26 protein-coding genes and 1 pseudogene are annotated in these 24607 nt (G+C 60.8%); 13 read left to right on the top strand and 14 right to left on the bottom strand.

The window, feature by feature from the left end; all coding sequences use genetic code 11:
- Window positions 1–223: 223 nt before the first annotated feature.
- Both rimO and VJS46_RS10485 read left to right on the top strand, forming a co-directional pair.
- Window positions 224–1558: a 30S ribosomal protein S12 methylthiotransferase RimO gene (gene rimO / locus VJS46_RS10490; protein WP_324059991.1), complete on the top strand. Its 1335-nt coding sequence runs from the start codon at window positions 224–226 to the stop codon at window positions 1556–1558.
- Window positions 1559–1797: 239 nt separating this feature from the next.
- Complete coding sequence (locus tag VJS46_RS10485; protein ID WP_324059990.1) at window positions 1798–2124, top strand: PilZ domain-containing protein; 327 nt, start codon at window positions 1798–1800, stop codon at window positions 2122–2124.
- Window positions 2125–2593: 469 nt separating this feature from the next.
- Here VJS46_RS10485 and mltG read toward each other — a convergent pair whose 3' ends face one another.
- From mltG to fabD, 5 genes are all read right to left on the bottom strand, one after another.
- Window positions 2594–3565, bottom strand: a complete 972-nt coding sequence (gene mltG / locus VJS46_RS10480; RefSeq protein WP_324059989.1) for an endolytic transglycosylase MltG — start codon at window positions 3563–3565, stop codon at window positions 2594–2596.
- Window positions 3566–3696: 131 nt separating this feature from the next.
- Window positions 3697–4956 carry a beta-ketoacyl-ACP synthase II gene (fabF, locus tag VJS46_RS10475; protein ID WP_324059988.1) on the bottom strand — a complete coding sequence of 420 codons (1260 nt, stop codon included), beginning with the start codon at window positions 4954–4956 and terminating at the stop codon, window positions 3697–3699.
- Between the two features lie 114 nt (window positions 4957–5070).
- On the bottom strand, window positions 5071–5307 hold the full coding sequence (locus VJS46_RS10470) for an acyl carrier protein (protein ID WP_184475079.1): 237 nt from the start codon (window positions 5305–5307) through the stop codon (window positions 5071–5073).
- A gap of 98 nt (window positions 5308–5405) precedes the next feature.
- On the bottom strand, window positions 5406–6143 hold the full coding sequence (gene fabG / locus VJS46_RS10465) for a 3-oxoacyl-[acyl-carrier-protein] reductase (RefSeq protein WP_324059987.1): 738 nt from the start codon (window positions 6141–6143) through the stop codon (window positions 5406–5408).
- Window positions 6144–6237: 94 nt separating this feature from the next.
- Window positions 6238–7173, bottom strand: a complete 936-nt coding sequence (gene fabD, locus VJS46_RS10460; RefSeq protein ID WP_324059986.1) for an ACP S-malonyltransferase — start codon at window positions 7171–7173, stop codon at window positions 6238–6240.
- Window positions 7174–7332: 159 nt separating this feature from the next.
- On the opposite strand from fabD, the gene VJS46_RS10455 reads away from it, so the two are divergent.
- The 4 genes from VJS46_RS10455 to VJS46_RS10440 are packed head-to-tail and all read left to right on the top strand — an operon-like array spanning window position 7333 to window position 11993.
- Complete coding sequence (locus VJS46_RS10455) at window positions 7333–8727, top strand: efflux transporter outer membrane subunit (RefSeq protein ID WP_324059984.1); 1395 nt, start codon at window positions 7333–7335, stop codon at window positions 8725–8727.
- A complete protein-coding gene (locus VJS46_RS10450) occupies window positions 8724–10076 on the top strand; it encodes an efflux RND transporter periplasmic adaptor subunit (RefSeq protein WP_324059983.1) in 1353 nt (450 codons plus the stop codon). The genes VJS46_RS10455 and VJS46_RS10450 overlap by 4 nt, the downstream gene beginning before the upstream one ends.
- Before the next feature lie 4 nt (window positions 10077–10080).
- A complete protein-coding gene (locus tag VJS46_RS10445; RefSeq protein ID WP_324059982.1) occupies window positions 10081–10785 on the top strand; it encodes an ABC transporter ATP-binding protein in 705 nt (234 codons plus the stop codon).
- Complete coding sequence (locus VJS46_RS10440; protein ID WP_324059981.1) at window positions 10785–11993, top strand: ABC transporter permease; 1209 nt, start codon at window positions 10785–10787, stop codon at window positions 11991–11993. The genes VJS46_RS10445 and VJS46_RS10440 overlap by 1 nt, the downstream gene beginning before the upstream one ends.
- Here VJS46_RS10440 and VJS46_RS10435 read toward each other — a convergent pair.
- A complete protein-coding gene (locus VJS46_RS10435) occupies window positions 11962–13434 on the bottom strand; it encodes an oligosaccharide flippase family protein (RefSeq protein WP_324059980.1) in 1473 nt (490 codons plus the stop codon). The genes VJS46_RS10440 and VJS46_RS10435 overlap by 32 nt on opposite strands.
- Window positions 13435–13590: 156 nt before the next feature.
- On the opposite strand from VJS46_RS10435, the gene VJS46_RS10430 reads away from it, so the two are divergent.
- Together VJS46_RS10430 and VJS46_RS10425 are read left to right on the top strand one after the other, a co-directional pair.
- A complete protein-coding gene (locus VJS46_RS10430; protein ID WP_324059979.1) occupies window positions 13591–15273 on the top strand; it encodes a type I secretion system permease/ATPase in 1683 nt (560 codons plus the stop codon).
- Between the two features lie 108 nt (window positions 15274–15381).
- On the top strand, window positions 15382–15606 hold the full coding sequence (locus tag VJS46_RS10425; RefSeq protein ID WP_324059978.1) for a hypothetical protein: 225 nt from the start codon (window positions 15382–15384) through the stop codon (window positions 15604–15606).
- On the opposite strand, the gene VJS46_RS10420 is transcribed toward VJS46_RS10425, so the two are convergent.
- A complete protein-coding gene (locus tag VJS46_RS10420; protein ID WP_324059977.1) occupies window positions 15603–16901 on the bottom strand; it encodes an MFS transporter in 1299 nt (432 codons plus the stop codon). The two genes, VJS46_RS10425 and VJS46_RS10420, sit on opposite strands and share 4 nt — an antisense overlap.
- A 175-nt stretch (window positions 16902–17076) precedes the next feature.
- On the opposite strand from VJS46_RS10420, the gene VJS46_RS10415 reads away from it, so the two are divergent.
- Both VJS46_RS10415 and VJS46_RS10410 read left to right on the top strand, forming a co-directional pair.
- The gene (locus VJS46_RS10415; RefSeq protein WP_324059976.1) at window positions 17077–17817 is read left to right on the top strand and encodes a Crp/Fnr family transcriptional regulator; all 741 of its coding nucleotides are present in this window, start codon (window positions 17077–17079) and stop codon (window positions 17815–17817) included.
- 105 nt (window positions 17818–17922) lie between these two features.
- Window positions 17923–18351 (top strand): VOC family protein, encoded by a 429-nt coding sequence (locus VJS46_RS10410; RefSeq protein WP_324059975.1) that lies wholly within the window; start codon window positions 17923–17925, stop codon window positions 18349–18351.
- Between the two features lie 119 nt (window positions 18352–18470).
- On the opposite strand, the gene grxD is transcribed toward VJS46_RS10410, so the two are convergent.
- The 5 genes from grxD to VJS46_RS10385 all read right to left on the bottom strand — a co-directional run bounded on the left by grxD (window position 18471) and on the right by VJS46_RS10385 (window position 20450).
- On the bottom strand, window positions 18471–18803 hold the full coding sequence (gene grxD / locus VJS46_RS10405) for a Grx4 family monothiol glutaredoxin (protein WP_324059974.1): 333 nt from the start codon (window positions 18801–18803) through the stop codon (window positions 18471–18473).
- Between the two features lie 55 nt (window positions 18804–18858).
- Window positions 18859–19092, bottom strand: coding sequence for a BolA family transcriptional regulator (locus tag VJS46_RS10400; protein WP_324059973.1), 234 nt, complete (start codon window positions 19090–19092; stop codon window positions 18859–18861).
- A 12-nt stretch (window positions 19093–19104) separates the two neighbouring features.
- The gene (locus VJS46_RS10395; RefSeq protein ID WP_324059972.1) at window positions 19105–19431 is read right to left on the bottom strand and encodes a DUF1476 domain-containing protein; all 327 of its coding nucleotides are present in this window, start codon (window positions 19429–19431) and stop codon (window positions 19105–19107) included.
- Between the two features lie 154 nt (window positions 19432–19585).
- A complete protein-coding gene (locus VJS46_RS10390; protein ID WP_324059971.1) occupies window positions 19586–20125 on the bottom strand; it encodes a peroxiredoxin in 540 nt (179 codons plus the stop codon).
- A 121-nt stretch (window positions 20126–20246) separates the two neighbouring features.
- Window positions 20247–20450 (bottom strand): hypothetical protein, encoded by a 204-nt coding sequence (locus VJS46_RS10385; protein WP_324059970.1) that lies wholly within the window; start codon window positions 20448–20450, stop codon window positions 20247–20249.
- A gap of 156 nt (window positions 20451–20606) precedes the next feature.
- On the opposite strand from VJS46_RS10385, the gene VJS46_RS10380 reads away from it, so the two are divergent.
- The gene (locus VJS46_RS10380; RefSeq protein WP_324059969.1) at window positions 20607–21995 is read left to right on the top strand and encodes a leucyl aminopeptidase family protein; all 1389 of its coding nucleotides are present in this window, start codon (window positions 20607–20609) and stop codon (window positions 21993–21995) included.
- A 58-nt stretch (window positions 21996–22053) separates the two neighbouring features.
- Here the strand turns inward: VJS46_RS10380 and VJS46_RS10375 are convergent, their stop codons facing one another.
- A complete protein-coding gene (locus VJS46_RS10375; protein WP_324059968.1) occupies window positions 22054–23088 on the bottom strand; it encodes a hypothetical protein in 1035 nt (344 codons plus the stop codon).
- 208 nt (window positions 23089–23296) lie between these two features.
- On the opposite strand from VJS46_RS10375, the gene VJS46_RS10370 reads away from it, so the two are divergent.
- The gene (locus VJS46_RS10370; RefSeq protein WP_324059967.1) at window positions 23297–23956 is read left to right on the top strand and encodes an SRPBCC family protein; all 660 of its coding nucleotides are present in this window, start codon (window positions 23297–23299) and stop codon (window positions 23954–23956) included.
- An 11-nt stretch (window positions 23957–23967) separates the two neighbouring features.
- Window positions 23968–24117, top strand: a pseudogene (locus VJS46_RS10365) (glutathione-dependent formaldehyde dehydrogenase); the annotation flags it as partial.
- Window positions 24118–24185: 68 nt separating this feature from the next.
- On the opposite strand, the gene VJS46_RS10360 reads toward VJS46_RS10365, so the two are convergent.
- A complete protein-coding gene (locus VJS46_RS10360) occupies window positions 24186–24587 on the bottom strand; it encodes a response regulator transcription factor (RefSeq protein ID WP_324059966.1) in 402 nt (133 codons plus the stop codon).
- Window positions 24588–24607: the final 20 nt, after the last annotated feature.

Genomic DNA, 24607 nt, shown 5'->3' with positions numbered 1-24607 from the left:
CATTGCAGGCTTGGCTACTGGCAGCCTAGCCGGAGTTGGTGAGGGCATCCGCCCTATAGGTAGCATGAAGCCCCTCACCCAACTTCGACTAGGGCTTCGCCAGCCAAGCCTATGTATCCCTCTCCCACTGGAGAGAGGGAACAGAGCATGAGACCAAAAGCTCATTATCAGCGAACCATCCAAAGCAGGTGACATCTGTGCCAATCATCCCTATTTGGCGCGCATGGCCACCACCCTCCCTGCAGCGCCGAAGGTCGGCATGGTGTCCTTGGGCTGTCCCAAGGCGCTGGTCGACAGCGAGCGTATCCTGACGAAACTCCGCTCCGACGGCTATGATCTGTCGTCGAGCTATGAGGATGCCGACGTCGTCCTCGTCAACACCTGCGGCTTCCTCGATTCCGCCAAGGAGGAATCGCTCGAAGCGATAGGCGAGGCCATGGCCGAAAATGGCCGGGTCATCGTCACCGGCTGCATGGGAAATGAGGCCGAAGCGATCCGCGCCCGCTTCCCCGACGTGCTCGCCATCACCGGCGCGCATCAATATGAGGCGGTGGTGAATGCGGTGCATGAGGCGTCCCCGCCCGTCCCCAACGCCTTTGTCGACCTGGTACCCGAAGGCGGCCTCAAGCTCACCCCGCGCCATTACAGCTATTTGAAGATTTCCGAGGGTTGCAACCACCGCTGCGCATTCTGCATCATTCCGTCGCTGCGCGGCGATCTTGTCAGCCGCCGCCCGGACGCCATCCTGCGGGAGGCCGAAAAGCTGGTCGCGGCGGGCACGAAGGAACTGCTGATCATCAGCCAGGATACCTCGGCCTATGGTGTCGACATCCGCCATCAGCCCCGCGAGTGGAAGGGACGCGAGGTCCGCGCCCACATGACCGACCTCGCCCGTGAACTGGGCAGCCTCGGCGCCTGGGTGCGGCTCCATTATGTCTATCCCTATCCGCATGTGAACGACGTCGTTCCGCTGATGGCCGACGGGCTTATCACCCCCTATCTCGACATCCCCTTCCAGCACGCCGCGCCTTCAGTGCTCAAAGCGATGAAGCGGCCCGCCAACGAGGCCAAGGTGCTGGAGCGCATCCGGGGCTGGCGGGAAATCTGCCCCGACATCGCCATCCGCTCCAGCTTCGTCGTCGGCTTCCCCGGTGAGACCGAGACGGATTTCCAATATCTGCTCGACTGGCTCGATGAAGCGCAGCTCGACCGCGTTGGCGCCTTCCGCTTCGAACCGGTCGAGGGAGCGGCGGCCAACGAACTGCCCGATCCCGTGCCGGAAGAGGTCAAGGAAGAACGCTACCAGCGGATCATGGAAAAAACCGCCGCCATCAGCGCCGCCAAGCTCCAGGCAAAGATCGGCCGCACCCTGCCCGTCATCATCGACCTCGCCGATGAAGAAGGCGGCGCCACCGGCCGCTCCCAGGCCGACGCGCCGGAAATCGACGGAGAAGTCCATCTGCGTGACGCCCATGATCTCAAGGCGGGGGAGATCGTCAATGTCCTGATCGAGGACGCCGACGAGCACGACCTGTTCGGCGTGCAGGTGAAGGGGTAAGGGGCTTTTTTGGGAGGCGAAGGGATATTTATCCCAGACTGCTTCCGTCGTCCCTGCGCCAGCAGGGACCCCGCTGCCTTTGGTGGCGCCCCTGAAGAAAAGCTGGGTCCCTGCCGGCGCAGGGACGACGGCCATACTAATTTTTGATATCCTACAAGACCCACTCCCCACCCACTCCCATGCTTAACCCATTGCTAACCTTTCCCCGCTAAACTCCGCCCACGGGAGGGGAAGCAGAATTGCGTAACTCAAGATACCGCAGCGTAGCGCCCGCGCTGGCCGAGCAACGTCAGGCCTTTCGCCATTCGGTCATCCTGCAGCGTGCCTCGATCCGCCATCACGCCGCTCCCGGCCACGACGCCCAGCTTCTCGATCTCTCCATCTATGGCTGCCGCATCGCTACGGAAGCGAGCTTCGAAGCCAATGACCGCCTCTGGCTCCGCTTCGAAGGCAGCCGCCCCATCGCCGCCACCGCTATCTGGTGCAACGGCAACCACATAGGCTGCCGCTTCGACGCGCCGATAGAGAAGACGCTGTTCCGGACGCTCACGCTGGTGGTGGATTAGGTCACCAACGTACTGATGACGAAAGGCAGGTAAGAGTGGGTTGTGGACTAGCTATCGGCTTTTTCATGGCGAAGTGAAGAGGCAGCCAGCCTAACGGGACCATTGTCGGTGGCAAGCTTGCAAATTTCGCCTCAACACCTCGCTGATGCTGCAGCGCTATACGATCATCATAGGCGATGCTCGCGCTTCCCCGACAGTTGTCAAATCGTCCGTTAGTTCGCGTCCGAGATAACTCATGTAGGCGGCAGGCTGCCCCAAGACATAAGGTCTCACCAATACCAACGGCCGCAAGCCAAATCTGTCGGCGATGGCGAGTTGAAGATCACCGCCGATTGTCGGGCTCTCGTCGCTCGCTATACGATCTTCAATCACAAAGCGCGGCGTGCGTGACCGAGCTAGGGAAGCAAAATCTGCGATCGAATGGTCGTTCAGCGTCGATCGAACGCTATCGTTATGCTCATCCCCAGACTTACATCTCGCCCCGTGCCCGGCGGATGGCGAACCAGTTCTTCACATTGGCATTATGCTCTTCCAGCGTGTCGGCGAAGATATGCCCGCCCCTGCCGTCCGCGACGAAATAGAGCGCCTTGGTCTTTGCTGGGTTCAGCACCGCCTCGATGGACGCCCGGCTGGGGTTCGCAATCGGGCCTGCGGGAAGGCCCGCCATCGAGTAGGTGTTGTAGCCGTTGACCGCTACAATCTCCGACCGCTTGATGCGGCGTCCGAGCGGCTTGCCCTTGGTGATGGGATAGATGATCGTCGGGTCCGCCTGAAGCCGCATGCCGATCTTCAGCCGATTGGAATAGACACCCGCCACCATGCGGCGCTCGGACGGCATGCCTGTTTCCTTCTCGACGATGCTGGCGAGCGTCAGCGCCTCCAACTGTGTCTTGACGGCGCTGTCCTTGCTGCGTTTGGGCCAAAGCTCCGCCATCGTCTTCTTCATGGCGCCCTGCATCCGCTTCAGCACTGCCTGCCGGCTTTCGCCGCGCTCATAGCTGTAGCTGTCGGGCAAGATCGATCCCTCGTCCGGGATGCCAATGGCGCCTGCGAGATATTTCTCGGCCTTCAACTTCTCATAAACCAGGATCGACGGCATCCCTTCGGGGACGGTCACCAGTCGCGCGATGACCTTGCCGCTCTGGAGCAGGTCCAATATGGCGCGATTGCTGGCTTGGGCGGGGATCAGATATTCGCCCGTCCTGATCGGATCATCCGATCCGAAGATTTTGGCGCGGGTCAGGAACGCCTCTGCCGAGGAAATCACCCCCGCCTTTTCCATTTCCCGAGCCGCCGCGGTCAGCGTCGCGCCTTCTGGCACGATCAAGGTCGTGTCCTTCTCGGCGGGTCCATCGCCATACCAACCGCGCACAAAGCTGAACGCCAGGATCGCGGTCATGGCAAGACCGGCAAGGATGATCAGCCAGACGATCCGGCGCATGCGTTATTTCCCGCCCATCATCGTCATCCCCGAGAAGGCGGGGATCCATCTCCTGATCATCCTGCCTGGTTCGGCGCGGGACGATGGATTCCCGCCTTCGCGGGAATGACCGGTCGTGGAAGCCATCGCTCCTAGATGGCCTTCATCACCAGGCTGGCATTGGTGCCGCCAAAGCCGAAGCTGTTGTTGAGTACCGCCTTCACCTTCCGCTCCTTAGCCTTGTGTGGGACAAGGTCGACGCCAGCGCAATTTTCGCTCGGATTGTCGAGGTTGAGCGTCGGCGGCACGATCTGATCACGCAGCGCCAGGATGCAAAAGATCGACTCGACGGCACCCGCGCCGCCCAACAGGTGGCCGATAGCCGACTTGGTGGACGACATCGAAAGATCGCCAATGGCATTGCCGAACAGGCGGCGGACGGCGGACAGTTCCAGCTCGTCGCCGAGCGGCGTCGAAGTACCGTGGGCATTGATATAGTCGATATCGGAAAGTGCGAGGCCGGATTTCCGCATCGCCATCTCCATCGCCCGGTAAGCGCCCGAGCCTTCCGGGTGCGGCGCCGTCACATGATAGGCATCGCCTGAGAGGCCATAGCCGATCACTTCGGCATAAATCTTGGCCCCGCGCGCCTTTGCATGCTCATATTCCTCGAGCACCACGACGCCCGCGCCCTCGCCCATGACAAAGCCATCCCGGTCCACATCATAGGGCCTGGAGGCGCGCTCCGGCTGATCGTTGAAGTTGGTGGACAGCGCACGCGCCTGCGAGAACCCGGCAATGCCGAGCGGGCAGATGGCGCTCTCCGCGCCGCCAGCAAGCATCACATCCGCATCGTCCATTGCGATCATCCGCGCGGCATCGCCGATGCTGTGCGCGCCCGTCGAACAGGCGGTGACCACGGCATGATTAGGACCCATCAGGCCATATTTGATGCTGACCTGGCCGGAAATCAGGTTGATGAGGCGGCCGTGCACGAAATGCGGGGATACGCGGCGAGGCCCCTTTTCATGAAGAACGATGGACTCGCTCTCAATGCCCGGAAGGCCGCCAATGCCGGAACCGATGGAGCAGCCGGCACGCAACCGTTCGGCCTCGCTCATGTCGGTAAGGCCCGCGTCCTCGAGCGCCTGGCCAGCAGCATCGATGCCGTACACGATGAAGGGATCGACCTGCCGCTGGACCTTGTGATCCACGCGCTTGCCCGGATCGAAGCCATATTCATGATCGGCCGGCTTCACCTCGCAGGCAATGCGGCATGCCTGATCGCTTGGATCGAAGCGCGTTATCGTCGCGGCCCCCGACTTGGAGGCCAATATATTCTTCCACGTTGTTTCAACGCCAGCGCCCAGGGGCGACACCATGCCCAGACCGGTTACAACAACGCGACGCATATCATGCTCCAATTCAGTTTTACTACGCGAAACGGCCCTCCATCCACGGAAAACCGGGGCCGGAGAGCCGCTCCTTCAGATCATCGGCCCGTAATCGGGTTCACAATGGCCAGATCAGCCCTTGTTGTTCTCGATATAATCAATGGCGTCCTTGACGGTTGCGATCTTTTCGGCAGCATCGTCGGGGATCTCGACGCCGAATTCTTCTTCGAACGCCATGACCAGTTCAACGATGTCGAGGCTGTCGGCGCCCAGATCGTCGATAAAGCTGGCTTCCTCGTTCACCTTCTCGGCTTCGACGCCCAGATGTTCGACGACGATCTTCTTTACCCGGTCGGCAGTCTCGCTCATGTGAAATCCTTCTGGTTGGGATATGAATTTTTCAATCGGAATCGCCCTAGTGACAGATTACGGCCTTCGCAAGACTATTTGCGTAGCGCAAAGCCCAATCACAACATTGCCATACCGCCGTTGACGTGCAGCGTCTGCCCAGTGACATAGCCCGCTTCCTTGCTGGCAAGATAGGCGACCGCCGCGCCGATATCCTCGCCCTCGCCCAGCTTTCCGGCGGGGATTTTGCCAAGCAGCGCTTCCTTCTGGGCGTCGGGAAGGACATCGGTCATTGCCGACTTGATAAAGCCGGGAGCAACGCAGTTCACTGTGATATTCCGGCTGGCCAGTTCCTGCGCCAACGCCTTCGACATGCCGACAAGGCCTGCCTTGGACGCTGCATAATTGGCCTGCCCCGGATTGCCGGTTGCGCCAACCACGGACGTGATGGAGATGATCCGTCCAAACCGCGCCTTCATCATCGGCTTGCACGCAGCGCGGGCGAGGCGGAAGGCAGCCTCCAAATTGACGCGGATCACCTGATCCCATTCCTCGTCCTTCATCCGCATGGCGAGATTGTCACGGGTCACGCCCGCATTGTTGACGAGGATGTCGAGCTTTCCGAGCTTGTCGGCAGCGGCCGGAACCAGGGCATCGACCGCCGCTGCATCAGACAGGTTGCACGGCAAGATGATATGGCCACCGCCAAGCTGGTCCCTGAACGCCGACAGCTTCCCCTCGCTCGTCCCGGACAGCGCCAAGGTCGCTCCCTGCCCGGCCAGCGCCCTGGCAATCGCCGAACCAATGCCGCCGGTGGCCCCCGTGACGAGGGCCGTCATCCCTGTAAGATCGAACATCAAAATTGCTCCCTGTAGCTGTTCATGAGGAGGCGCAGGGACCTCTCACAATATCCTCGCGTCTGTCCGCGCCTCTGCGTAATCCTGTTGAGCCTCAAAGCGCCGCCAGCAATGCCTCGATATCGTCCATCGAAACCACGCTTGTAATCTTCGCGTCCGGGGCGATCCGCTTGACCATCGCGCCCAGCACCTTGCCGCCCAGTTCGACAAACTCACTCACGCCAGCTTCCGTCATGGCCGCCACGGACTCGCGCCAGCGGACCATGCCGGTCACTTGCTCCACCAGCCGCGCACGGATTTCGGCGGGATCGGCGATGGGGGCCGCCAGCACATTGGCATAAACCGGGACAAGCGGCGCGCGCAGATCAGCGCTGGCCAGCGCCTCCGCCATGGCATCTGCCGCCGGTTGCATGAGGGGACAGTGGAAGGGCGCGGAAACCGGCAGCAGCACGGCCCGCTTGGCCCCCATTTCCTTCGCCAGCGGCACCGCCCGCTCGACTGCGCCGCGGTGACCCGAGATAACGACCTGCGAAGGATCATTGTCGTTCGCGACGGTACATATCTCTCCCTCCGCTGCAGCAGAGGCGATCGCTTGCGCCTTTTCAAGGTCAGCACCCAGAAGCGCCGCCATCGCGCCTTCGCCCACGGGCACCGCCGCCTGCATGGCGCGGCCGCGTAGCTTCAGCAGCTTGGCGGTGGTGGCAAGGTCAAGCGCCTCTGCCGCACACAACGCCGTATATTCGCCAAGACTGTGGCCAGCGACGAAATCGGCTTTGTCCGCAAGCCGCAATCCGCCCTCTTTTTCCAGCACCCGAAGCGTGGCGATGGCATTGGCCATGATCGCTGGCTGGGCATTTTCCGTAAGCGTCAGATCGCTTTCAGGCCCTTCGCACATGATACGGAACAGATGTTGGCCCAGCGCGTCGTCCACTTCCTGGAACACTTCGCGGGCGGCCGGACTGGCATCGGCCAGCGCCTTGCCCATACCTACCGATTGGCTGCCCTGACCCGGAAAGATGAAAGCCCTCATTCCCCTGCTACTCCCTCGGTCGCCCCCGTTAGTTACACTTTGCGACACTAAATTCATTGTGGTGAAAGGTGGATTTGGGCAGGAACTAGTTGGGCAAGGGCCGCTGCGCAAGCGTGACTTGCCCAAATTCGTTCAACTGGCCCCGGAGCAATCCCTTACGTGCGCAACATCACCATATTGACGCTTGGACTTGCGCTTGGCGCCGGCGGATGCGCTGCCGGGCCGGACTATCGCGCCCCTGGCCAGGCGACCCTGGGTGTGCCGGAACAATATTATCAGGCTCCGGGGAACGCGATCACGGACGCCGAATTGGCGAACTGGTGGACGCAACTTGGCGACCCGACGCTTAACACCCTGATCGAAAAGGCCATAGGGGCCAATCTTGACATTGCGCAGGCCAAGGCACGGCTGCGTCAGGCGCGTGAATCGCTGGTGCAGTCACGTTCGCAATTGTTTCCGACAGTAGAAGGCTCGGCAGGGGCAGGCCGTGACTTTGACAGCGACGCGAAGGACAGCAGCCGTTTTACCCTGGGCGCGGACGCCGCCTGGGAAGTGGACCTGTTCGGCGGCATAGGCCGCTCGGTCGAAGCCGCGCGGGCGGACGCGCAGGCAAGCTATTATGATCTCGCCAGCGTCCGCACCGCCATTATCGCTGAGCTTGCCACCAACTATGTTCAGGCGAGGCTGGCGCAGGAACAGATCGGCATTGCCCGCAACACCTTGGACATCCAGACTGAAAATCTGAACATCGCGGGCTGGCGCGTTCAGGCAGGTCTTGTCTCGTCACTGGATGAAGAAAGCGCCCGCGCCCAGCGGGCCCAGACGGCCGCCAGCATTGCTGCGCTTGAAAGCAGCTATCGCGCGGCACTCAACCGCATAGCGGTCCTGATCGGCGAGGCGCCCGGCGCTGCCACGAAACCGCTTGAGGAGGGCGGCCCCATTCCGATTGCCCCGGCCAGTCTTGCGACCGGCATTCCCGGCGACACGCTCCGCCAGCGGCCGGACGTCCGCAGCGCCGAGCGTACGCTTGCCGCCGAAACCGCCCGCATCGGCGTAGCCAAGGCGCAACTTTTCCCCTCGCTACAGATTACGGGCAATGTCGGCACCAGCGCCCTTTCCGTCGGCAAGCTCACGGATGTGATTACCGGGGGGCTCTTCGCCAGCCTGGCGCAGATCATCTTCGACGGCGGCCAGCGCGCCTCGGAGGTGCGGGCGCAGCGAGCCGCAGCGCAAGGCGCTTTTGACGCTTACAAGAAAAGTGTGCTGACGGCACTTGAGGATGTCGAGAACGCCCTTTCCGCCGTCCAATCGGCGCGGGGACGGACGGAGCAATTCGCAATAGCCCTTGACGCTTCGAGCAACAGCGCGCTTCTAGCCCGCAGCCAATATCAGGCGGGGCTGACGGATTTTCAGACCCTACTGACTGCCGAGCAATCGCTGCTCTCCGCGCGCGATGGCCTTGCCAGTGCTCAGGCCGACCAAGCCCTCGCACTGATACAGCTATATAGCGCGCTTGGCGGCGGATGGCAGACGATGGACGGAACCACTCAATGAACGACGAGAGCAGAACAATAACCGATACGCAGGATGGCATCGACCTCCACGAATTTCTGGGCGTGAAGCCGGAACAACCGTGGAAGAAATGGGCCGTGCGTGGCGGCATTGGCGCCCTGCTGGTGATCCTGCTCTTCTTGTTGTCCCGTTGTTTTTCGAGCGGCGATGCAACGCAATATGCGACTGAAGATCTGCAGCGGGGGAACCTGACCGTTACCGTTTCTGCGACCGGCAATCTGAAACCGATCAATCAGGTGGACGTGGGCTCTGAACAGTCGGGCCTCATCACCGATGTCTATGTCGACGTGAACGACCGGGTGACAAGAGGCCAGATCCTGGCCAGCCTCGATACATCGCGCCTCATAGACACTGTGAACCAGGCACGAGCTGAGGTGGCAGCCGCCGAGGCCGGTGTAGGCGAGGCGCAGGCAACGGCCGCGCAAAACAAATCCAATCTTGATCGCCTGGAGCAGGTTTACAGGCTTTCGGGTGGCAAGGTTCCATCGAAGACGGAGCTCGATGCAGGCCGGGCCGATTCCCGACGAGCCGTCGCGGCTGTGCGTTCCGCCCAAGCCCAGGTGCTTCAGGCACGCGCCCAGCTTGCTACCGCCCAGACGAATCTCAACAAGGCCCTTATCCGTTCGCCTGTCACTGGCGTGGTGCTGTCCCGTGACATCGAGCCGGGACAGACCGTGGCGGCATCGCTCAACGCCCCGGTTCTCTTCACCATCGCCGAGGATCTGTCGCAAATGGAACTGGACGTCGATGTTGACGAAGCCGATGTGGGGGAAGTGAAGGAAGGGCAGCGAGCAGTCTTCACCGTGGACGCCTTCCCAGGCCAGACCTTCCCTGCCCGGATCGAAAGGGTCAATGTCGGTTCCAACACGACCGAAAGCGAATCTTCGTCCTCGTCTTCGAGTACCGCATCGACAGGCAATGTGGTTGCCTACACGGCGGTCCTTTCAGTGAACAACCAAAGGCTCAACCTGCGGCCGGGCATGACGGCGACGGCCGAGATCGTCACGCGCGAGGAGAAAAATGTCCTCCTTGTTCCGAATGCTGCATTGCGTTTCTCGCCGGAAAAGGCGGCCAGCAGCGGCCAGCAGAGGGGCGGTGTCACCAGCGTGCTGATACCGCCTCGCCCGGGACGGCGCGCGCGCGGCAATCAGGAAGTGACGATCGGCCGCGGAAGCAAGCAGACCATCTACATACTGGGCGATGACGGCAAGCCTCAGCCCATCGATGTCCGCGTGGGCGAATCCAACGGCAGCCAGACCCAGGTGACCGGCAAGGACCTGAAACCCGGCATGAAGGTCATCACTGGCCAACTCGCCAGCAGGGACAAGTAGCTCCGTGAACAACGCACTCCTCATTTCGCTGCGTGGCGTCACAAAGACGTTCGGAGAAGGTCCGGCCGCGTTTCAGGCTTTGAAGGGCGTTGATCTCGACATCGAGCAGGGGGACTTCATGGCGGTCATGGGACCCTCCGGCTCAGGCAAGTCGACGACCATGAATATTCTCGGCTGCCTCGATGTACCTACCGGGGGAAGCTTCACCTTCCGCGGGGTGCAGGTCGAAAAGCTGAGCCGCGATGAACGGGCGCTCTTGCGGCGCAAATATCTCGGTTTTGTGTTCCAGGGATTCAATCTGCTCGCCCGGACCACCGCACTTGAAAATGTCGAGCTGCCCCTGCTTTATCGCGGCGAAAGCAAGATGGCGCGCCATGAAGCCGGCATGGCGGCGCTGGAGAAAGTGGGCCTGAAGGACTGGTGGGATCATACGCCGGCGGAGCTTTCCGGTGGGCAGCAGCAGCGCGTCGCCATCGCCCGGGCTATCGTCACGCAACCGGATGTGCTGCTCGCCGACGAGCCGACCGGCAATCTGGACACGGAACGCTCCAATGAGATCATGCAGCTGCTGACCGACCTCAACCGCAACAGCGGCATTACCGTCTTGATGGTGACGCATGAAGAGGAAATGGCTGCCTACGCGCATACCGTGGTCCATTTCCGTGACGGCCTCGTCGAACGGCACCACAAAAATGGGGTGAAAGCATAATGCTAGGCACCACCATCATCCTCGCGATCCGGGAAATCCGGCGGCATATCCTTCGCTCCTTTCTGACGATCCTGGGCATTGTGATCGGCGTATCGGCGGTCGTAACGATGGTGACTCTGGGCAACGGCGCCACTGCGGCCGTGCAGGAACAGATCAGCAGTCTTGGCGCAAATATCTTGCAGATCCGTCCGGGCCAGGGCTTCGGCCGGGGCGGTGGAGGCCCTCGCCCGCCAGATTTCAAAATAGCTGACGTCACTGCGATCGCCCAACAGATTGCCGGCGTGAAAGCGGTCGCGCCACAAGTGCAATCCTCCGCCGTGGCAGTGCGCAATGCCGCTAACTGGACCACAACGATAAACGGCACGACCTCCGACTATTTCGCCGCGCAGAAATGGGACCTGACCGAAGGCCGCATCTTCAATGCCGCCGAGGAGCAAGCCGGAAAATCGGTCTGCATCATCGGCAATACGGTTCGTTCCAATCTCTTTCCCCAAGGCGACCCCGTAGGCGAACGCTTCCGCATCAAGGATGTGAGCTGCGAGGTCATCGGCGTGCTTGCGGTGCGGGGACAAGGCGGCTTCGGCAATGACCAGGACGATGTCGTCATCATGCCGATCAAGACTGTTCAGCGCCGCTTCGAAGGCAATCAGGATGTGGAGTCCATCACGGTAGCGGTCGACGATGCCTATGACACTACGACGGTTCAGGCATCCATCGAGAAGCTGCTGCGCGAGCGGCGGCACATCAACGGCGGGAAGCAGGACGATTTCAACGTTTTCGACACCAAGCAGATCAGCGACACCCTTCAGGGCACCACGCAGATACTGACGGCGCTTTTGGGCGCAGTGGCGGCGGTCAGCCTGCTCGTGGGCGGGATCGGCATCATGAACATCATGCTGGTCTCCGTTACTGAGCGTACGCGGGAGATCGGAATCCGGCTTGCGATAGGAGCCGTAGCGCGCGAAGTGTTGATGCAGTTCCTTGTGGAGGCAGTGGTGCTCGCCTGCCTTGGCGGGCTGCTTGGCATATTAATCGCGCTCATCGCCAGCATAGTGGTGGCTCCGATGATCCAGGTGCCATTTGCCTTTGACTGGCAGATCAACCTCTTGGCCTTCATCTTTTCCGCGGCGATCGGGGTGATCTTCGGCTTCTTCCCGGCGCAGCGGGCTGCGTCGCTCAACCCGATCGACGCCCTGCGGCACGAATGACGGGCAGCAGGCGCCTGCCGGTCGCACGGTCGAGAATGATAAGCATGTCCTGCAACAGCGGCCATTCTGCCCGGATCAGCAAGGCGGCCCAGACCAGCAGGGACACGCCACCGCCCGCCATGACGCTCCACCATGCCTCCTTTTGAGCAATGACGATCGCCAGGAGCAGCGCCGACCCAATCACGAAATAGCAGAAGCGTGCCGCCCCCTGAAAAAGCGGCGTGCGATGAGCCTGGTTCACCATCGCGAGGCCCAGCACGAATGCAATGAGTTCGGCTAGAATGAAGGCCGCGATAATACCTTCCAGGCCATCAAGCAGCGCCAGTCCTGCGATGGCGCCCGGAAAGGCCAGCAGCCGCACCCCATTGCCGACCATCACAATATGGCTGCGGCCAAGGCCCATTGCTTCGGTCACGGGCCACATCCGGATGAACCGGGCACTTTGAAGGATGGCGATCAGGGCGACGGCAAGCCATGCCACCTCGAACCGCTCGCCATAGAGCAAGAGAACGGCAATCGGCGCCGCGAGAACGAAACCGAATTGCATCGCCAGCGCAGCCAGCATCGTCTGCCCCGCCAGCGCCTCGCGAGCCCGGTCCCATGCCGCTTCATCCTTCCGGGCGGCAAGGCGCGGCAGGAACATTGTCGTCATGAACCGCATCACCATCGCCGAGGGGTAATAGATGAGCAGCATCACCGCGGAATAATGGCCGAGTTCCGCGACACCCAACTGATTGGAGATAAGTATCCTGTCGCCCTGCCCGCCAATGAAGATGAGAAGACCGTTGACCATCAATGGCCATGCAAAACGCGCCAGCCGTGGCGCATATTCGCCTGCATAGCCAAGAGCGTAGCGTTGCCGCGCCACCAGATGCGACATGATCACGGTGACAAGCGCCCTCGTGATCAGGCCGTAAAGAATCGCAGTGAAATCCCTCACCAGCAGCGCTGCGCCGGTGGTCGCGATCAGGCTGACCACTTCGGCGACAAGTACAATGCGCCCCTCGCCCCTGAAATCACTTGCGCGCTGCTGGCGGCGATAATCCCAGTGGACGAGCCCCATCACCAGCGGCGCGACGGCCAGCACGGCAATATCCGGGGCGAGTTCCGCTGCTCCTGCCAGGGCCGCAATCGGCCCCGCCAGGATGACCAGACCCGCCGCGATCAACAATCCGCGCCCGAGTGAAACCAGATGCGTTAGGCGCAAGAGCGCCGGATCGTCGCCAGCCTTGTCCTGCACCAGGAAACGGTCGCTGCCGCTGTCAGTCACGGACTCGAAAAATTGTGCGGTCAGGATGAGAATGGCCGCCAGCCCAAGCTGTTCGGGGCCCAGCAAACGCGCAAGCACCGTGTAACGGGCGAGCGCGCAGATCTGCGCCACGGCAGAGGCAGCCAGAAACGCCTTTGTTCCCCGCCGGGGCGGATCCCCTGAACCTGACAAGCCTATGCACTCCCGACGAACCCCAAGGGTCAGGTTCTTCGCCTACGCAAAAAAGCTTCGCAAATAAAGCTTTCCGCCGAAACGGACCCTTTTGGCATGGGGAGCAGCAGAGCTGGCGGATTATATCTGCGTACCCTCTGACCTTTCCTGGCCCCTATGCCCGCCGAACATCCCTCCCGCATCAACGCAGTGCTAAGAAAATCGAAGTCGGCCTTCGCCAGCATCATAATGTTGAGCGCAGCGCTTAATGTCCTGCTGCTGGGCGGCGCGATTTACATGATGCTGGTTTATGACGTGGTGCTTCCGGCCAGCAGCTTGCCGACGCTTTGGGGCTTGCTGCTGATCGTCATGCTTGTCTATGGCTTTCAGGCCGCCATGGACATCATTCGCGCCCGGTTGCTTGGCCGGGTCAGCGCCACCATCGACCATGATCTTGGCGAGCACATATTCGCGTTGATCCCGAAACTGGCGATCAGCCGGCCGGGGCAAGGAGAGAGCCTTCAACCGGTCAGGGATCTCGATCAGGTCCGGAATTTTCTGGCAAGCGGCGGTCCGCTGGCCCTGGCCGACCTTCCCTGGATGATCTTCTTCATATTGGTGCTGACGCTGCTGCACTGGTCTTTGGGGCTTACGGTGCTGCTGGGTGGGCTTGTGCTCCTCGGCCTCACTTTCGCAACCGACCGGCTGACGCGAGCGCCCACCGAATTATTGGCGCAGGCCGCAAACCGCCGCCTTGCCATAGCAGAAAGCAGCCGCCGCCATGCCGAGGTGCTGAAAGCAATGGCCATGGGGCCCAGTCTTCAACGCCGCTGGAACGAGCATAGCGGGGCTTTCCTGAGCGCGCAGCAGGCCTTGGCCGACACAGCAGGCACCATGGGCAGCACCAGCAAGGTGGCAAGAATGGCGCTTCAGTCGCTGGTACTGACGGTGGGAGCGATATTGGTCATAGAGGGCAAGGCGACCGGGGGGGTGATTTTTGCCAGTTCCATTCTCTCTTCACGCGCTCTGGCGCCGGTCGAGCAGGCCATCGGCAATTGGCGCGGGCTTGCCGCAGCCCGGCAGAGCTGGACAAGACTGGAACGCTATCTGGCGGATGTTCCGGCAGAGGCATTGCCCCTGGAATTGCCGTCGCCGCAGGAGCAACTGCGCGTGGAGCAATTGGCCGTGATCCCCCCCGGGGCAGCAGGGCCGGCCCTGGCGGGAGTGAGCTTCCAACTGTCCGCCGGTCATGTGATGGGCATTATCGGTCCCAGCGGATCAGGCAAATCGACGCTGCTTCGAAGCTTGGCCGGGATCTGGCCCGCGACGCATGGCTACGTCCGGCTAGATGGTGCAGCGCTCGGCCAATATGCTGAGGACAGGCGCGGGCGGGCCATCGGTTACCTGCCCCAAAATGCCGAGTTGATCGAAGGCAGCATCGCGGACAATATTGCGCGGTTCAGGCCAGATACCGAGCCGGACGACATCATCGCGGCGGCACGCATGGCGGGCGTTCACGAACTGGTGAAGCGGCTGCCTCAGGGCTATGGCACCGCCGTGGGCCCCCAGGGCGGCTTCCTGTCAGCGGGGCAAAGGCAGCGCCTGGCCCTCGCCCGCGCGCTCTTCGGCGATCCTTTCCTGCTGCTGCTGGATGAACCCAATTCCAACCTCGATCCTGATGGCGAAGCGGCTCTGGCGGCGGCGATCGGAAAGGTCCAGGATCGGGGAGGCATTGTCCTGATCGCGGCGCACCGCAAGTCGATCCTGGCATCGGCGGATCAGGTGCTTCACCTGGCTGGCGGGCGAGTGAAATCCCTTGGCGCCAAGGATCGGGTGTTGGAGGAACTGGCCGGCGCGTGAACTCCCCTCCCGCCATCAGTCCTATTCCAAAAGAACTATCCATATCGGACCTTCATCCGCCGCTTCCCGACGGCGATCTTCACCCGATATTTACCACATGCCGCCATTGTGATCGCTGGCAACACAGCAGCGGATCGGGTGAAGATCATGGCGGCGCTTTCCAAGGCAGATATCAAGGTTTCCGAACTTCAGTCCGACGCGGCTGATGTCATCCCCTTCCCCCTCTCCCGCCGCAGCGCAATGGCGAGGCTGGAGGATTTGATGTCCATGTGCGTCGGCTATATTTCGCTTGCCGGCTTCGTTTCCGGCATGGCCCTGTTCTTCATCCGCTAACCGATCAGGCGGCGGAGGAAAGGGTGCATGGCGGCTTCGGAAAGAAGCCACCAGGACAGGCCAGCGACCAGCAATGTGGCGATACCAAGGGCAGCGATGATGTCCGTCACGCTCGCGCCGAGAGCCAGCATCAATGTCGCAACGGCAACGGTCAGCACCACAATAGCGGCATTGACAATGTTGTTGGCCGCAATGGTGCGCGACCGTTCGCGTGGCGGACTGCGTGTCTGCAGGATGGCATAAAGCGGCACGATGAACATGCCTCCGGCAATCGCGATCCCTGCAAGGTCGATGACAATGCGGAGGCTACCCCGGCTTTCCATGAACGCGGCAATCGACGCGCCCGGCACTTCCACCATAAAGGCATTGGCCGCGAAGGACAGATCGATGAGCAGCGCCGCGAGCGCGAGGGCCGACACCGGCACATAGCGTGCGGACACCTCCCCGTTCAGCAATCGGTTGACCAGCATGGACCCGATTGCAACGCTCACGGAAAAAATAAGCAGGAACAGGGTGGCGACCTGCTGGCTTGCGTCCAAAGTTCCGCTGACTAGCGGTGCAAGTTCGGCGAGCAAAACCGCTCCCACTGAAAAGAACCAGCTTATCCCAAGAATGCTCGGCCACACTCCTGGGCCATGGCGAGCGATCTTAAGGATGAGCCACGTACTTCGAAAGATGTTGCGGTTGATCCGCAGTTCTGGCGCCAAAGCGGGAGCGGAGGGAACGGCAAGGCTGGCAATCAGGCCAGTGATCGCCAGAACCGACGCCACGAGCCCCGCTTCCCGCGGAGGAATAACCCCGGCAAGAAGCTGGCCGCTCAACACCGCAACAAAGGTTCCCGCCTCGACCAGCCCAGTTCCGCCCATGATCTCGTGGGGACGCAGATGCTGGGGCAGGATGGCATATTTGATCGGCCCGAAAAAAGCGGAATGGACGCCGAGCAGAAACAAGGCGCCCAGCAGCAGCGGTACCGATTCCGTCCAGAAGCCGGCCAGTCCCAATCCCATGATGATGACCTCGGCGCATTTGACGATGCGCATCACCTTTGTTTTGTTCCAGGCGTCGGCGCATTGACCGGCAAGAGCGGAGAACAGGAAAAATGGCAGGATGAAAAGGCCCGTCGCGATGGTGGCGAGCATCTCTCCCTTGCCTGGCTCATCGACATAGAGGCTGAAATTGGCGAGGAACAGAAGCGCGAACTTAAGAAGATTGTCGTTGAAAGCGCCCAGGAACATCACCACGAACACCGGACCAAAGCGGCGCTTGGAAAGCAGTGATAGGTCAGGTGCGGACATAACCATTCCCCAAGTCGAAAGGATTATCAGCCTTGTGGCCACCACTGTAAAGGCGGACCAAGGGCAAATCCGTTCCATCTGCCGCTATAAGGAATATTACGGATAGGCGCTGAGGCCGAAAACGCCATGGATCAAAGTTGCCACTCAATTTTGATCCACCGCAAGGACGCAGCCCATGGCGGAAAATTTCTCACGCGCCGGAAACAGTGCCGATACAACCCCATGTAGTGCGTGCGCAGTTCGTGACCACGCCATTTGCGCCTCTTTGGACTGCCATGAGCGGAAGGAGTTCATCCGCCTTGGACGGCAAGTCACGATTCCCAAAGGGCAGATGCTGATGTGGGAAGGCGAGGAAGCGGCGCTCGTCGCCAACGTCGTTGAGGGCGCGATGATGCTCACCACCTCGACCAGCGACGGCCGCGAACAGATTGTCGGAGTAGTCTATCCCTCCGATTTTATCGGACGGCCATTTGGCAAGGAAAGTCCCCATAATGTGACGGCATTAACGGAATCCCGGCTCTGCCTCTTTTCCCGATCCGCTTTTGACAAGTTCGCCCGGTCGCATTCCGATCTTGAGCATCGGCTGCTGCGCCGCACTTTGGATGAGTTGGACCGGGCACGTAAATGGATGCTGCTGCTGGGCCGGAAGAGCGCGAGCGAAAAGATCGCGACCTTTCTGCTCGACATTTCGCGGCGGCTTGCGCGGAAAGACGATCAGGATGGCCCTGCTCCTCTTGACCGGTTCATCCTGCCGCTCGGGCGACAGCAGATCGCGGATATACTGGGCCTGACGATCGAGACCGTCAGCCGGCAGTTGTCCGAGATGAAAGGAACGGGCGTTATTGCCCTGCCCGATCGCCGCACGGTCGAGATACTTGACCGCCCACGGCTGGAAGCGCTCGCCGAACAAGCATAAGCTGCAGCGGCTCCAACAGAAAATACGCCCTCAACTCTTGAAAGTTGTTTTTTGTAACTTATTGGTTCACAAAATTACCACAATGATTCGCTGAGGAGAGCCGCAATGCCAAAGATGATCTTCGTGAACCTGCCGGTCATCGACCTTCCCCGTTCCACTGCTTTCTATCAGGCTATCGGGGCCAAGCGGGATGAGCGTTTCTGCGACGAGACGGCGTCCTGCATGGTTCTGTCGGACACGATTTTTGTGATGCTGCTGACCCATGAGAAATTTGGGCAGTTCACGTCAAAGAAGATCACCGACGCATGGAAGGAAACGGAGGTGCTGCTCTGCGTTTCCGAAGAAAGCCGGGCCGGTGTGGATGCAACCGTTGAAAAGGCGCTAGCCACAGGCGCGAAGGAACCCCGGGGCCCTCAGGATTTCGGCTTCATGTACAACCGCAGCTTTGAGGATCCGGACGGCCATATCTGGGAAATCGTCTGGATGGATGTAGAAGCCGCGATGGCAGGCGGTCTGGAACAAATCCAGTCATGATTTAGAGCGTCTCTGCCGTTCCCAACATTCCCACGAAGCAGGGACCCAAGACAGATTGGCTCCGGCTTTCGCGCAATTGATGGAGTGGTGCCGCGATAGTCGCCATCGCCGGGCAGATATCACTCTGCCCGAGCGACTCCCTCGTCAGCCATAAGCTGCTGCAGTTCACCGGCTTCGAACATTTCCATCATGATGTCGCTGCCCCCGACAAACTCGCCCTTCACATAGAGCTGCGGGATGGTCGGCCAGTCGGAAAATTCCTTGATGCCCTGACGCACTTCCTGATCCTGAAGCACGTCAACGCTGCCATAGGCAACACCGAGATGGTCGAGAATAGCCACCGCACGGCTGGAAAAGCCGCATTGGGGGAAGAGCGGCGTGCCCTTCATGAACAGCACAACATCAGCGGAATTCACGATTTCCCCAATGCGCGCCTGAACGGCGTCGGTCATATTCTGCTCCAGTCTATAAAATGGCCCGTGACGCGCCGGGCAAGCTGCATGATCGTTAGTTGGGGACCGCCGTCGTCAGTTGCAAGGCGTGCAGCACCCCGCCCATCCGGCCGCCGAGAGCAGCATATACGGTCTGATGCTGCTTCACCCGGCTCATCCCCCGGAAAGTTTCCGACACTACACGCGCGGCATAATGATCGCCGTCACCTGCTAGGTCGGTGATCTCGACCTCGGCATCCGGGATCGCCCGCCGGATCATGTTCTCGATTTCCTGCGCGGCCATCGCCATCAGGCACGTTCCTTATTGAGAGGCTTCGATAAACTGGCGCCGCGCTTCGACGGCCTTTTCCTCGAGCGCGCTGCGCACCATGAGATCGTCGGCTTCAACGCCAGCGGAGGTAAGATCACCAAGCACCTTCCGAATCACGTCCTCATCGCCCGCTTCCTCAAAGTCCGCCTGAACGACCGCCTTGGCATAAGCATCCGTTTCCTCGCGGGTGAGGCCCATTTTCCCGGCCGCCCATTCCCCCAGCAGCCGATTGCGGCGAGCAATGATCTTGAATTGCATTTCCGCATCGCGCGCGAATTTCGCTTCAAAAGCCTTTTCCCGATCATGGAAGCTCGTCATCTGCCCGTCCTGTCTTATCAACCTAAGTTCCAACGGAAATAGGCGGGACGCAGAGATTACGCAACGGGTTGGATGACCGGTCCCGCAACATAAAATCGGACCTGCCCGGGGTGGGGGCAGGTCCGATCACCTATGCTGCAAGGACTTCAGGGCGTTAGTCCCTGGGGTGAGACTTCACCCATTCAAGCACAGGTTCTGGGCGGGTTTCGCCATATGGGTCGTCGTCCGAGCCAACATCGTTGATGCCGGGTTCCTCGAACCAGGCGACGATTTCGCCGTCGTCGGCCACCATCGCATAGCGCCAGCTACGATCGCCAAAGCCAAGATGATCCTTTTTGACCAGCATGCCCATACGGCGCGTGAAGTCGCCGGAGCCGTCCGGCAGCAACTTTACCTTCTTTATGCCAAGGTGCTTGCCCCACTGGTACATGACGAACGCATCATTGACGGACACGCAATAGACCTCGTCCGCGCCAGCGGCCTTGAAGTCGTCATAGAAGCGCTCGAAAGCCGGACATTGCTCATTCGAGCAGGTCGGGGTGAAGGCCCCTGGGAGGGAGAAGACCACGACGCGCTTGTTCCGGAACAGATCACCGGTGCGCACATCCTGCCAGCGGAAGGGATTGTCTCCGCCGATGCTTTCGTCGCGAACGCGGGTTTTCAAAGTAACGTCGGGAACCTGACGGCCAAGCATGATGAACTCCTTGTCTTGCTGTGAGAGGCTTTCAACATGAAAAACACCTTCCCAGCAAACGGAGTTTCGCTGCCAAACTGATTGATGCAATCAATCAACGAAATTTTCTAATAGAGCTCGTTCAGTGGCGAGTTCTCGCCACGCGGCAATGTTCGTGGATGGTCTGACGGAAAAGTTCGCTCGCCATGGTGCGGCGCGCATTGGGCCAGCCTTCGCTGATCAACGCCCGCTCGACTTCAAGCGCTGCGGTGAAACGGCCGCTGTCGGCGAGTGCGAGGGCGCGGTCGCGCACCGCGCGTTCGGCCTTGTTTTCGGTAATGTCCATATTGCCCTCCTACGAAAGAACAGTCGGCGGGATAACGCTTGGGACGGCCGAGGTTTCCTCATCGGGCGCCCGCGGCCGCCGCCTTTTTTATCACGAAAGGCGCTAACGTAAAAATGGGGGATTCCCCCTCCCCCTTGGTTGCAATAAGGTCGAAGGATGACTGATTATTCTGATCGATTGAAACCCGACACCGGACAACCGGCGCGTTCCATCCACCTTGTTGACGACAAAGGCTTTGCCGCTTGGCTGAAGGAACAGCCAGCCCGCAGCCGGGCCGCCATCGCAGCACAGAAGTTCAGCGGGAAAGGCACGGAAATGGCCATTCTTCCTGGAGACAAGGCGGATGAATGGTCAGTGGTTCTGGGCGTAGCGAATGTTGAAAAACTCTCTAGCTGGTGCTTGGCGAAGGGAGGGGAGGCGCTCCCCGAGGGCAGTTATCGCCTGGAAAACCTTCAACCTGGGCCCGCCATGCTCGGCTGGCTGACGGCCCAATACCGGTTCGACCGGTACAAGAAGAGCGACAAGGTAGCCGGACCGCGCGTCCTGCTGACCAGCGAGCCCGGCAGGATTGACGAAATGGTGCGGCTTACGGAAGCGACTGCGCTGGTCCGCGATCTGGTCAACACCCCTACCGCCGACATGGGACCGCCGCACCTTCAAGCGGCGGCGGAAGCGGTGGCCAAGGAATTTGGCGCAAAGATCAGCGTAACGCACGGCGATGAACTGGAAAATGGCTTTCCACTGATCCACGCCGTTGGCCGCGCCGCTGCAAAAGACTTTGCTCCCCGGCTCGTTGAAATGAGATGGGGCAATAGCAAGGACCCGAAGGTCGCCATCATCGGCAAGGGCGTCTGTTTCGACAGCGGCGGCCTCGACATCAAGCCCTCCAGCGCCATGCGGCTGATGAAGAAGGATATGGGCGGCGCGGCGCATGCACTTGCCCTTGCCCGTCTCATCATGGGTGCAAGGCTCCCAGTGCAGCTTCACCTTCTTATTCCGGCGGTGGAAAATGCGATCGGCGGAAATGCCTTCCGGCCCGGCGATGTGCTGGCGAGCCGCAAGGGTATGACGGTGGAGATTGGCAATACCGATGCCGAGGGGCGCCTTGTCCTTGCCGACGCGCTGACCCGCGCAGGTGAAGAAGGGCCGGAACTGGTCCTGGACTTCGCGACGCTGACGGGTGCTGCGCGCGTGGCCCTTGGGCCCGATCTGCCGGGGCTTTTCGCCAATGACGACACGCTGGCGGACCAACTGACCCACGCCGGCACCGAGGCGGATGATCCGCTATGGCGATTGCCGCTCTGGGCGCCCTATGGCGACATGCTGAAATCCGACATAGCCGACATCAATAATGCCGGTGAAGGCAGCTTTGCGGGCGCCACCACGGCAGCCCTCTTTCTGCAGAAATTCGTACCTGAAGGGGTCAAATGGGCGCATTTCGACACCTTCGCCTGGCGTCCTACAGCCAAGCCAGGCCGGCCAAAGGGCGGCGATGCCCTGGGGCTGAGGGCAGCCTGGGGCATGCTGTCGGAGCGCTATGGGTGATTGAAGCGGGATTTTCCCTCGCCAGTGGGAGAGGAAACAGGTGGTCGCAGGGCAAAGGTCATAATCTCGGCGGTCCGCTTTTCCATATGACTTTGAGCAGATCGGCATGTGTGCCGCCGACCAAAGGCGTGCCTTTTGGTGCCCTGATGTCCTGGCTATCCACCACCACGGTCGCGGGCGTCTTGGATTCCATGAGGAAAATTGGCGTCGGCTTTGTTGACCGCACCACCAGCTTGCCGATCGTCACATTGCTGACGCCGTTATAAAGGCCGATATGAGCCGCCGACCCGGTGCCGCCATGCTTTACGGGATCGATGCTTTCAAAGGTGCCGATCTTTGCGTCCTCCCATAGCCTGAGGCTTCTGGTGCATCCCTCCACCCTCACCCGGTCGATGACTACATTGGTCGCCTTGCTGTCGATCCCGCCATCGCTGCAATTACGGATCACGAGGTCGCGCAGCACCACATCGTGCACGCGCCTTTCCATGCTGATCCCGTCGGCGTTCCAATATTTCTTCTGGTTGGGAAGCTCGGTCAGGACATTCTCGATGACGCCGCGTTCAACAAGAACGTTATGGACATCATCCAGCATCCCGATACCGACAGGAATATCGCCCTGGAAGCGATTGGGCCCGAGATGGGTCAGCCGGAAATCGCGTATGACAATGCCGTTGCTGCCATAGCGCAAGCGAATGCCGCGCTTGGTGAAACCTGCCTGGATGCGCTGCACTGTCAGATTGGAAACGGTTGGCTTCTTTTTCTGGTCATAGATGTCGAGGAAATGGCGTACGCGGTCGGCGCTCACATCCTCGATCAGCAATGGCTTGGAACGAGGCGTACGAATCTGGATAAGATCCATCGCCCGCGTCGCATGAAGATCGCGAAGCACATTGGTCCCATCGCCCGCCCGCGACCATAGGCCCGAAGACCCGAAATCGCGAGCCTTTCCGGGCCCGGGACGTGCCGGAGCGGCAATCCCTTCGCGGAGCCTTTCCCTTGGCGCCGCGCCGCCGGCAGTAGAAAAAAGGATCGACGTCAGCACTGCCAGCGTTCCGCTCGCCAGTGCCCAGCGCCTGATGGATTTCATGGTCATGGGATCGTTTCCCCGCATCTTCATGCGCGCCAATCCTATGGAGCCGGAACTGCCGGCGCAACCGGCCCTCCTGAACAGTCAGGGCCATCCAAGCGGCGCATTCGGCTTAATAGGAAAGTGGTGCCTGTACCCCCGCTGAACCATTTTTTGGGATAGGCCGGATCGTTTCCTCCGTCCCCTCGTTCGTTGCGGACGAACGGAGGCGCCTATGGCAAAGCTATTTCGGACCGGCCGATCGAACGGGGGCCGCATCAAGGCCATTTCCCTCCTGGCCCTTGGAGTGGGCGGCATCGCCTTAACCGCTGTAGCAGCCAGGAATTATGGCAGGCGGCGCCGGACAGGTTCCCATGACGATGCTCCCGAAGCAGCCCGGCGGGGCTTCCATCGGCATTTTCACCGGAAGAGGACGGTGGGAAAGACCATCACGATCAACCGCCCCCGGGGGGAGCTTTATGCCTTCTGGCGCGACTTCGGCAATCTCCCCCGCTTCATGGAAAATGTCCGGGCAGTAAAACAGGAGGAGCAATCCGGCCGCAGCACATGGACGATAGAAGCGCCCGCCGGAGGGACCGTCGATATCGAAACCGAAATTGTCGAAGAACGGGAAAATGAGCTCATCGCCTGGCGGTCCGTCAAGGGCTCGGAGATCAGGACGGAGGGCCATGTCGCCTTCCGCGACGCGCCCGGTGGCCGTGGTACGCTGGTGGAGGCCATCATCTGCTACCGGCCGCCGCTCGGCATGGCTGGAGCCCTTATCGCCGCCATGTTCCGGCGGGAACCGGAGGTGCAGGCGCGGCAGGAACTCAAACGTTTCAAGATGCTGATGGAAACCGGCGAAATCGCCCATGCGAACAATCAAGAGCATTGAGAGGACTGCAAATGCGCGCCCTGACCTGGCACGGAACACGGGATGTCCGTGTGGAGACCGTTCCTGATCCGGAGATCGTCAATCCCCGCGATGCCATAATAAAGGTGACCTCGACCGCCATTTGCGGATCGGACCTCCACTTATATGACGGCGTCATCCCAGGGCTCTGAATGGACCAAGGTGGTCTTAAGGGCATGACAACGCCCATCCGCTGATCCATCCGCTTGTATCAAACCTTCCGGCTCGCGATCAGGTTGCTCATCGTATCGACGAGCTTTATGTCTCCCACGGGCTTTTCCAGTACGGCGTCAAATCCCGTATGGGCCGCCTGTGCCCGGCGCTCGGGAGTGATATAGCCGCTGATGAGGATCGCCGGGCCGTCCCATCCATCGGCACGCAGATCGGAAAGAAGCATCAACCCGTCCACGCCGGGCAGCAGCAGATCGGCGATCAGGCAAGCGGCATCCCGATTCTGCTTGTCCGCCAAGGCATAGCGCGGCGAGGCATAAGCGCGCACATCATATCCCCGCGACCGCAGCAGAAGCTGCAGCGAGCGCCTGATGGCGGCGTCGTCCTCCACCACCATTACGCAGGGCCGCGCTTTCGAACCATTGATCTTGTCTTTTGGCATTGACCCTTCCACCGCGGAGA

The sequence above is a fragment of the Rhizorhapis sp. genome, from assembly GCF_035276005.1.
GTDB lineage: Bacteria > Pseudomonadota > Alphaproteobacteria > Sphingomonadales > Sphingomonadaceae > Rhizorhapis.
The sequence above is the reverse complement of the archived record's forward strand: the minus strand, read 5'-3'. Positions and strand labels throughout refer to the sequence as shown.

Excerpts from the sequence above, each read along its gene's own strand:
- grxD (WP_324059974.1), bottom strand. The coding sequence starts at position 18,803 with ATGACCGACGCCGTTCAGGCGCGCATTGGGGAAATCGTGAATTCCGCT.
- VJS46_RS10440 (WP_324059981.1), top strand. The coding sequence starts at position 10,785 with ATGCTAGGCACCACCATCATCCTCGCGATCCGGGAAATCCGGCGGCAT.
- fabD (WP_324059986.1), bottom strand. The coding sequence starts at position 7,173 with ATGAGGGCTTTCATCTTTCCGGGTCAGGGCAGCCAATCGGTAGGTATG.
- VJS46_RS10410 (WP_324059975.1), top strand. The coding sequence starts at position 17,923 with ATGCCAAAGATGATCTTCGTGAACCTGCCGGTCATCGACCTTCCCCGT.
- VJS46_RS10470 (WP_184475079.1), bottom strand. The coding sequence starts at position 5,307 with ATGAGCGAGACTGCCGACCGGGTAAAGAAGATCGTCGTCGAACATCTG.
- VJS46_RS10420 (WP_324059977.1), bottom strand. The coding sequence starts at position 16,901 with ATGTCCGCACCTGACCTATCACTGCTTTCCAAGCGCCGCTTTGGTCCG.
- VJS46_RS10415 (WP_324059976.1), top strand. The coding sequence starts at position 17,077 with ATGGCGGAAAATTTCTCACGCGCCGGAAACAGTGCCGATACAACCCCA.
- VJS46_RS10385 (WP_324059970.1), bottom strand. The coding sequence starts at position 20,450 with ATGGACATTACCGAAAACAAGGCCGAACGCGCGGTGCGCGACCGCGCC.
- fabF (WP_324059988.1), bottom strand. The coding sequence starts at position 4,956 with ATGCGTCGCGTTGTTGTAACCGGTCTGGGCATGGTGTCGCCCCTGGGC.
- VJS46_RS10375 (WP_324059968.1), bottom strand. The coding sequence starts at position 23,088 with ATGACCATGAAATCCATCAGGCGCTGGGCACTGGCGAGCGGAACGCTG.
- VJS46_RS10360 (WP_324059966.1), bottom strand. The coding sequence starts at position 24,587 with ATGCCAAAAGACAAGATCAATGGTTCGAAAGCGCGGCCCTGCGTAATG.
- VJS46_RS10430 (WP_324059979.1), top strand. The coding sequence starts at position 13,591 with ATGCCCGCCGAACATCCCTCCCGCATCAACGCAGTGCTAAGAAAATCG.
- VJS46_RS10390 (WP_324059971.1), bottom strand. The coding sequence starts at position 20,125 with ATGCTTGGCCGTCAGGTTCCCGACGTTACTTTGAAAACCCGCGTTCGC.
- VJS46_RS10450 (WP_324059983.1), top strand. The coding sequence starts at position 8,724 with ATGAACGACGAGAGCAGAACAATAACCGATACGCAGGATGGCATCGAC.
- VJS46_RS10370 (WP_324059967.1), top strand. The coding sequence starts at position 23,297 with ATGGCAAAGCTATTTCGGACCGGCCGATCGAACGGGGGCCGCATCAAG.
- rimO (WP_324059991.1), top strand. The coding sequence starts at position 224 with ATGGCCACCACCCTCCCTGCAGCGCCGAAGGTCGGCATGGTGTCCTTG.
- VJS46_RS10400 (WP_324059973.1), bottom strand. The coding sequence starts at position 19,092 with ATGGCGATGGCCGCGCAGGAAATCGAGAACATGATCCGGCGGGCGATC.
- mltG (WP_324059989.1), bottom strand. The coding sequence starts at position 3,565 with ATGCGCCGGATCGTCTGGCTGATCATCCTTGCCGGTCTTGCCATGACC.
- VJS46_RS10380 (WP_324059969.1), top strand. The coding sequence starts at position 20,607 with ATGACTGATTATTCTGATCGATTGAAACCCGACACCGGACAACCGGCG.
- VJS46_RS10395 (WP_324059972.1), bottom strand. The coding sequence starts at position 19,431 with ATGACGAGCTTCCATGATCGGGAAAAGGCTTTTGAAGCGAAATTCGCG.
- fabG (WP_324059987.1), bottom strand. The coding sequence starts at position 6,143 with ATGTTCGATCTTACAGGGATGACGGCCCTCGTCACGGGGGCCACCGGC.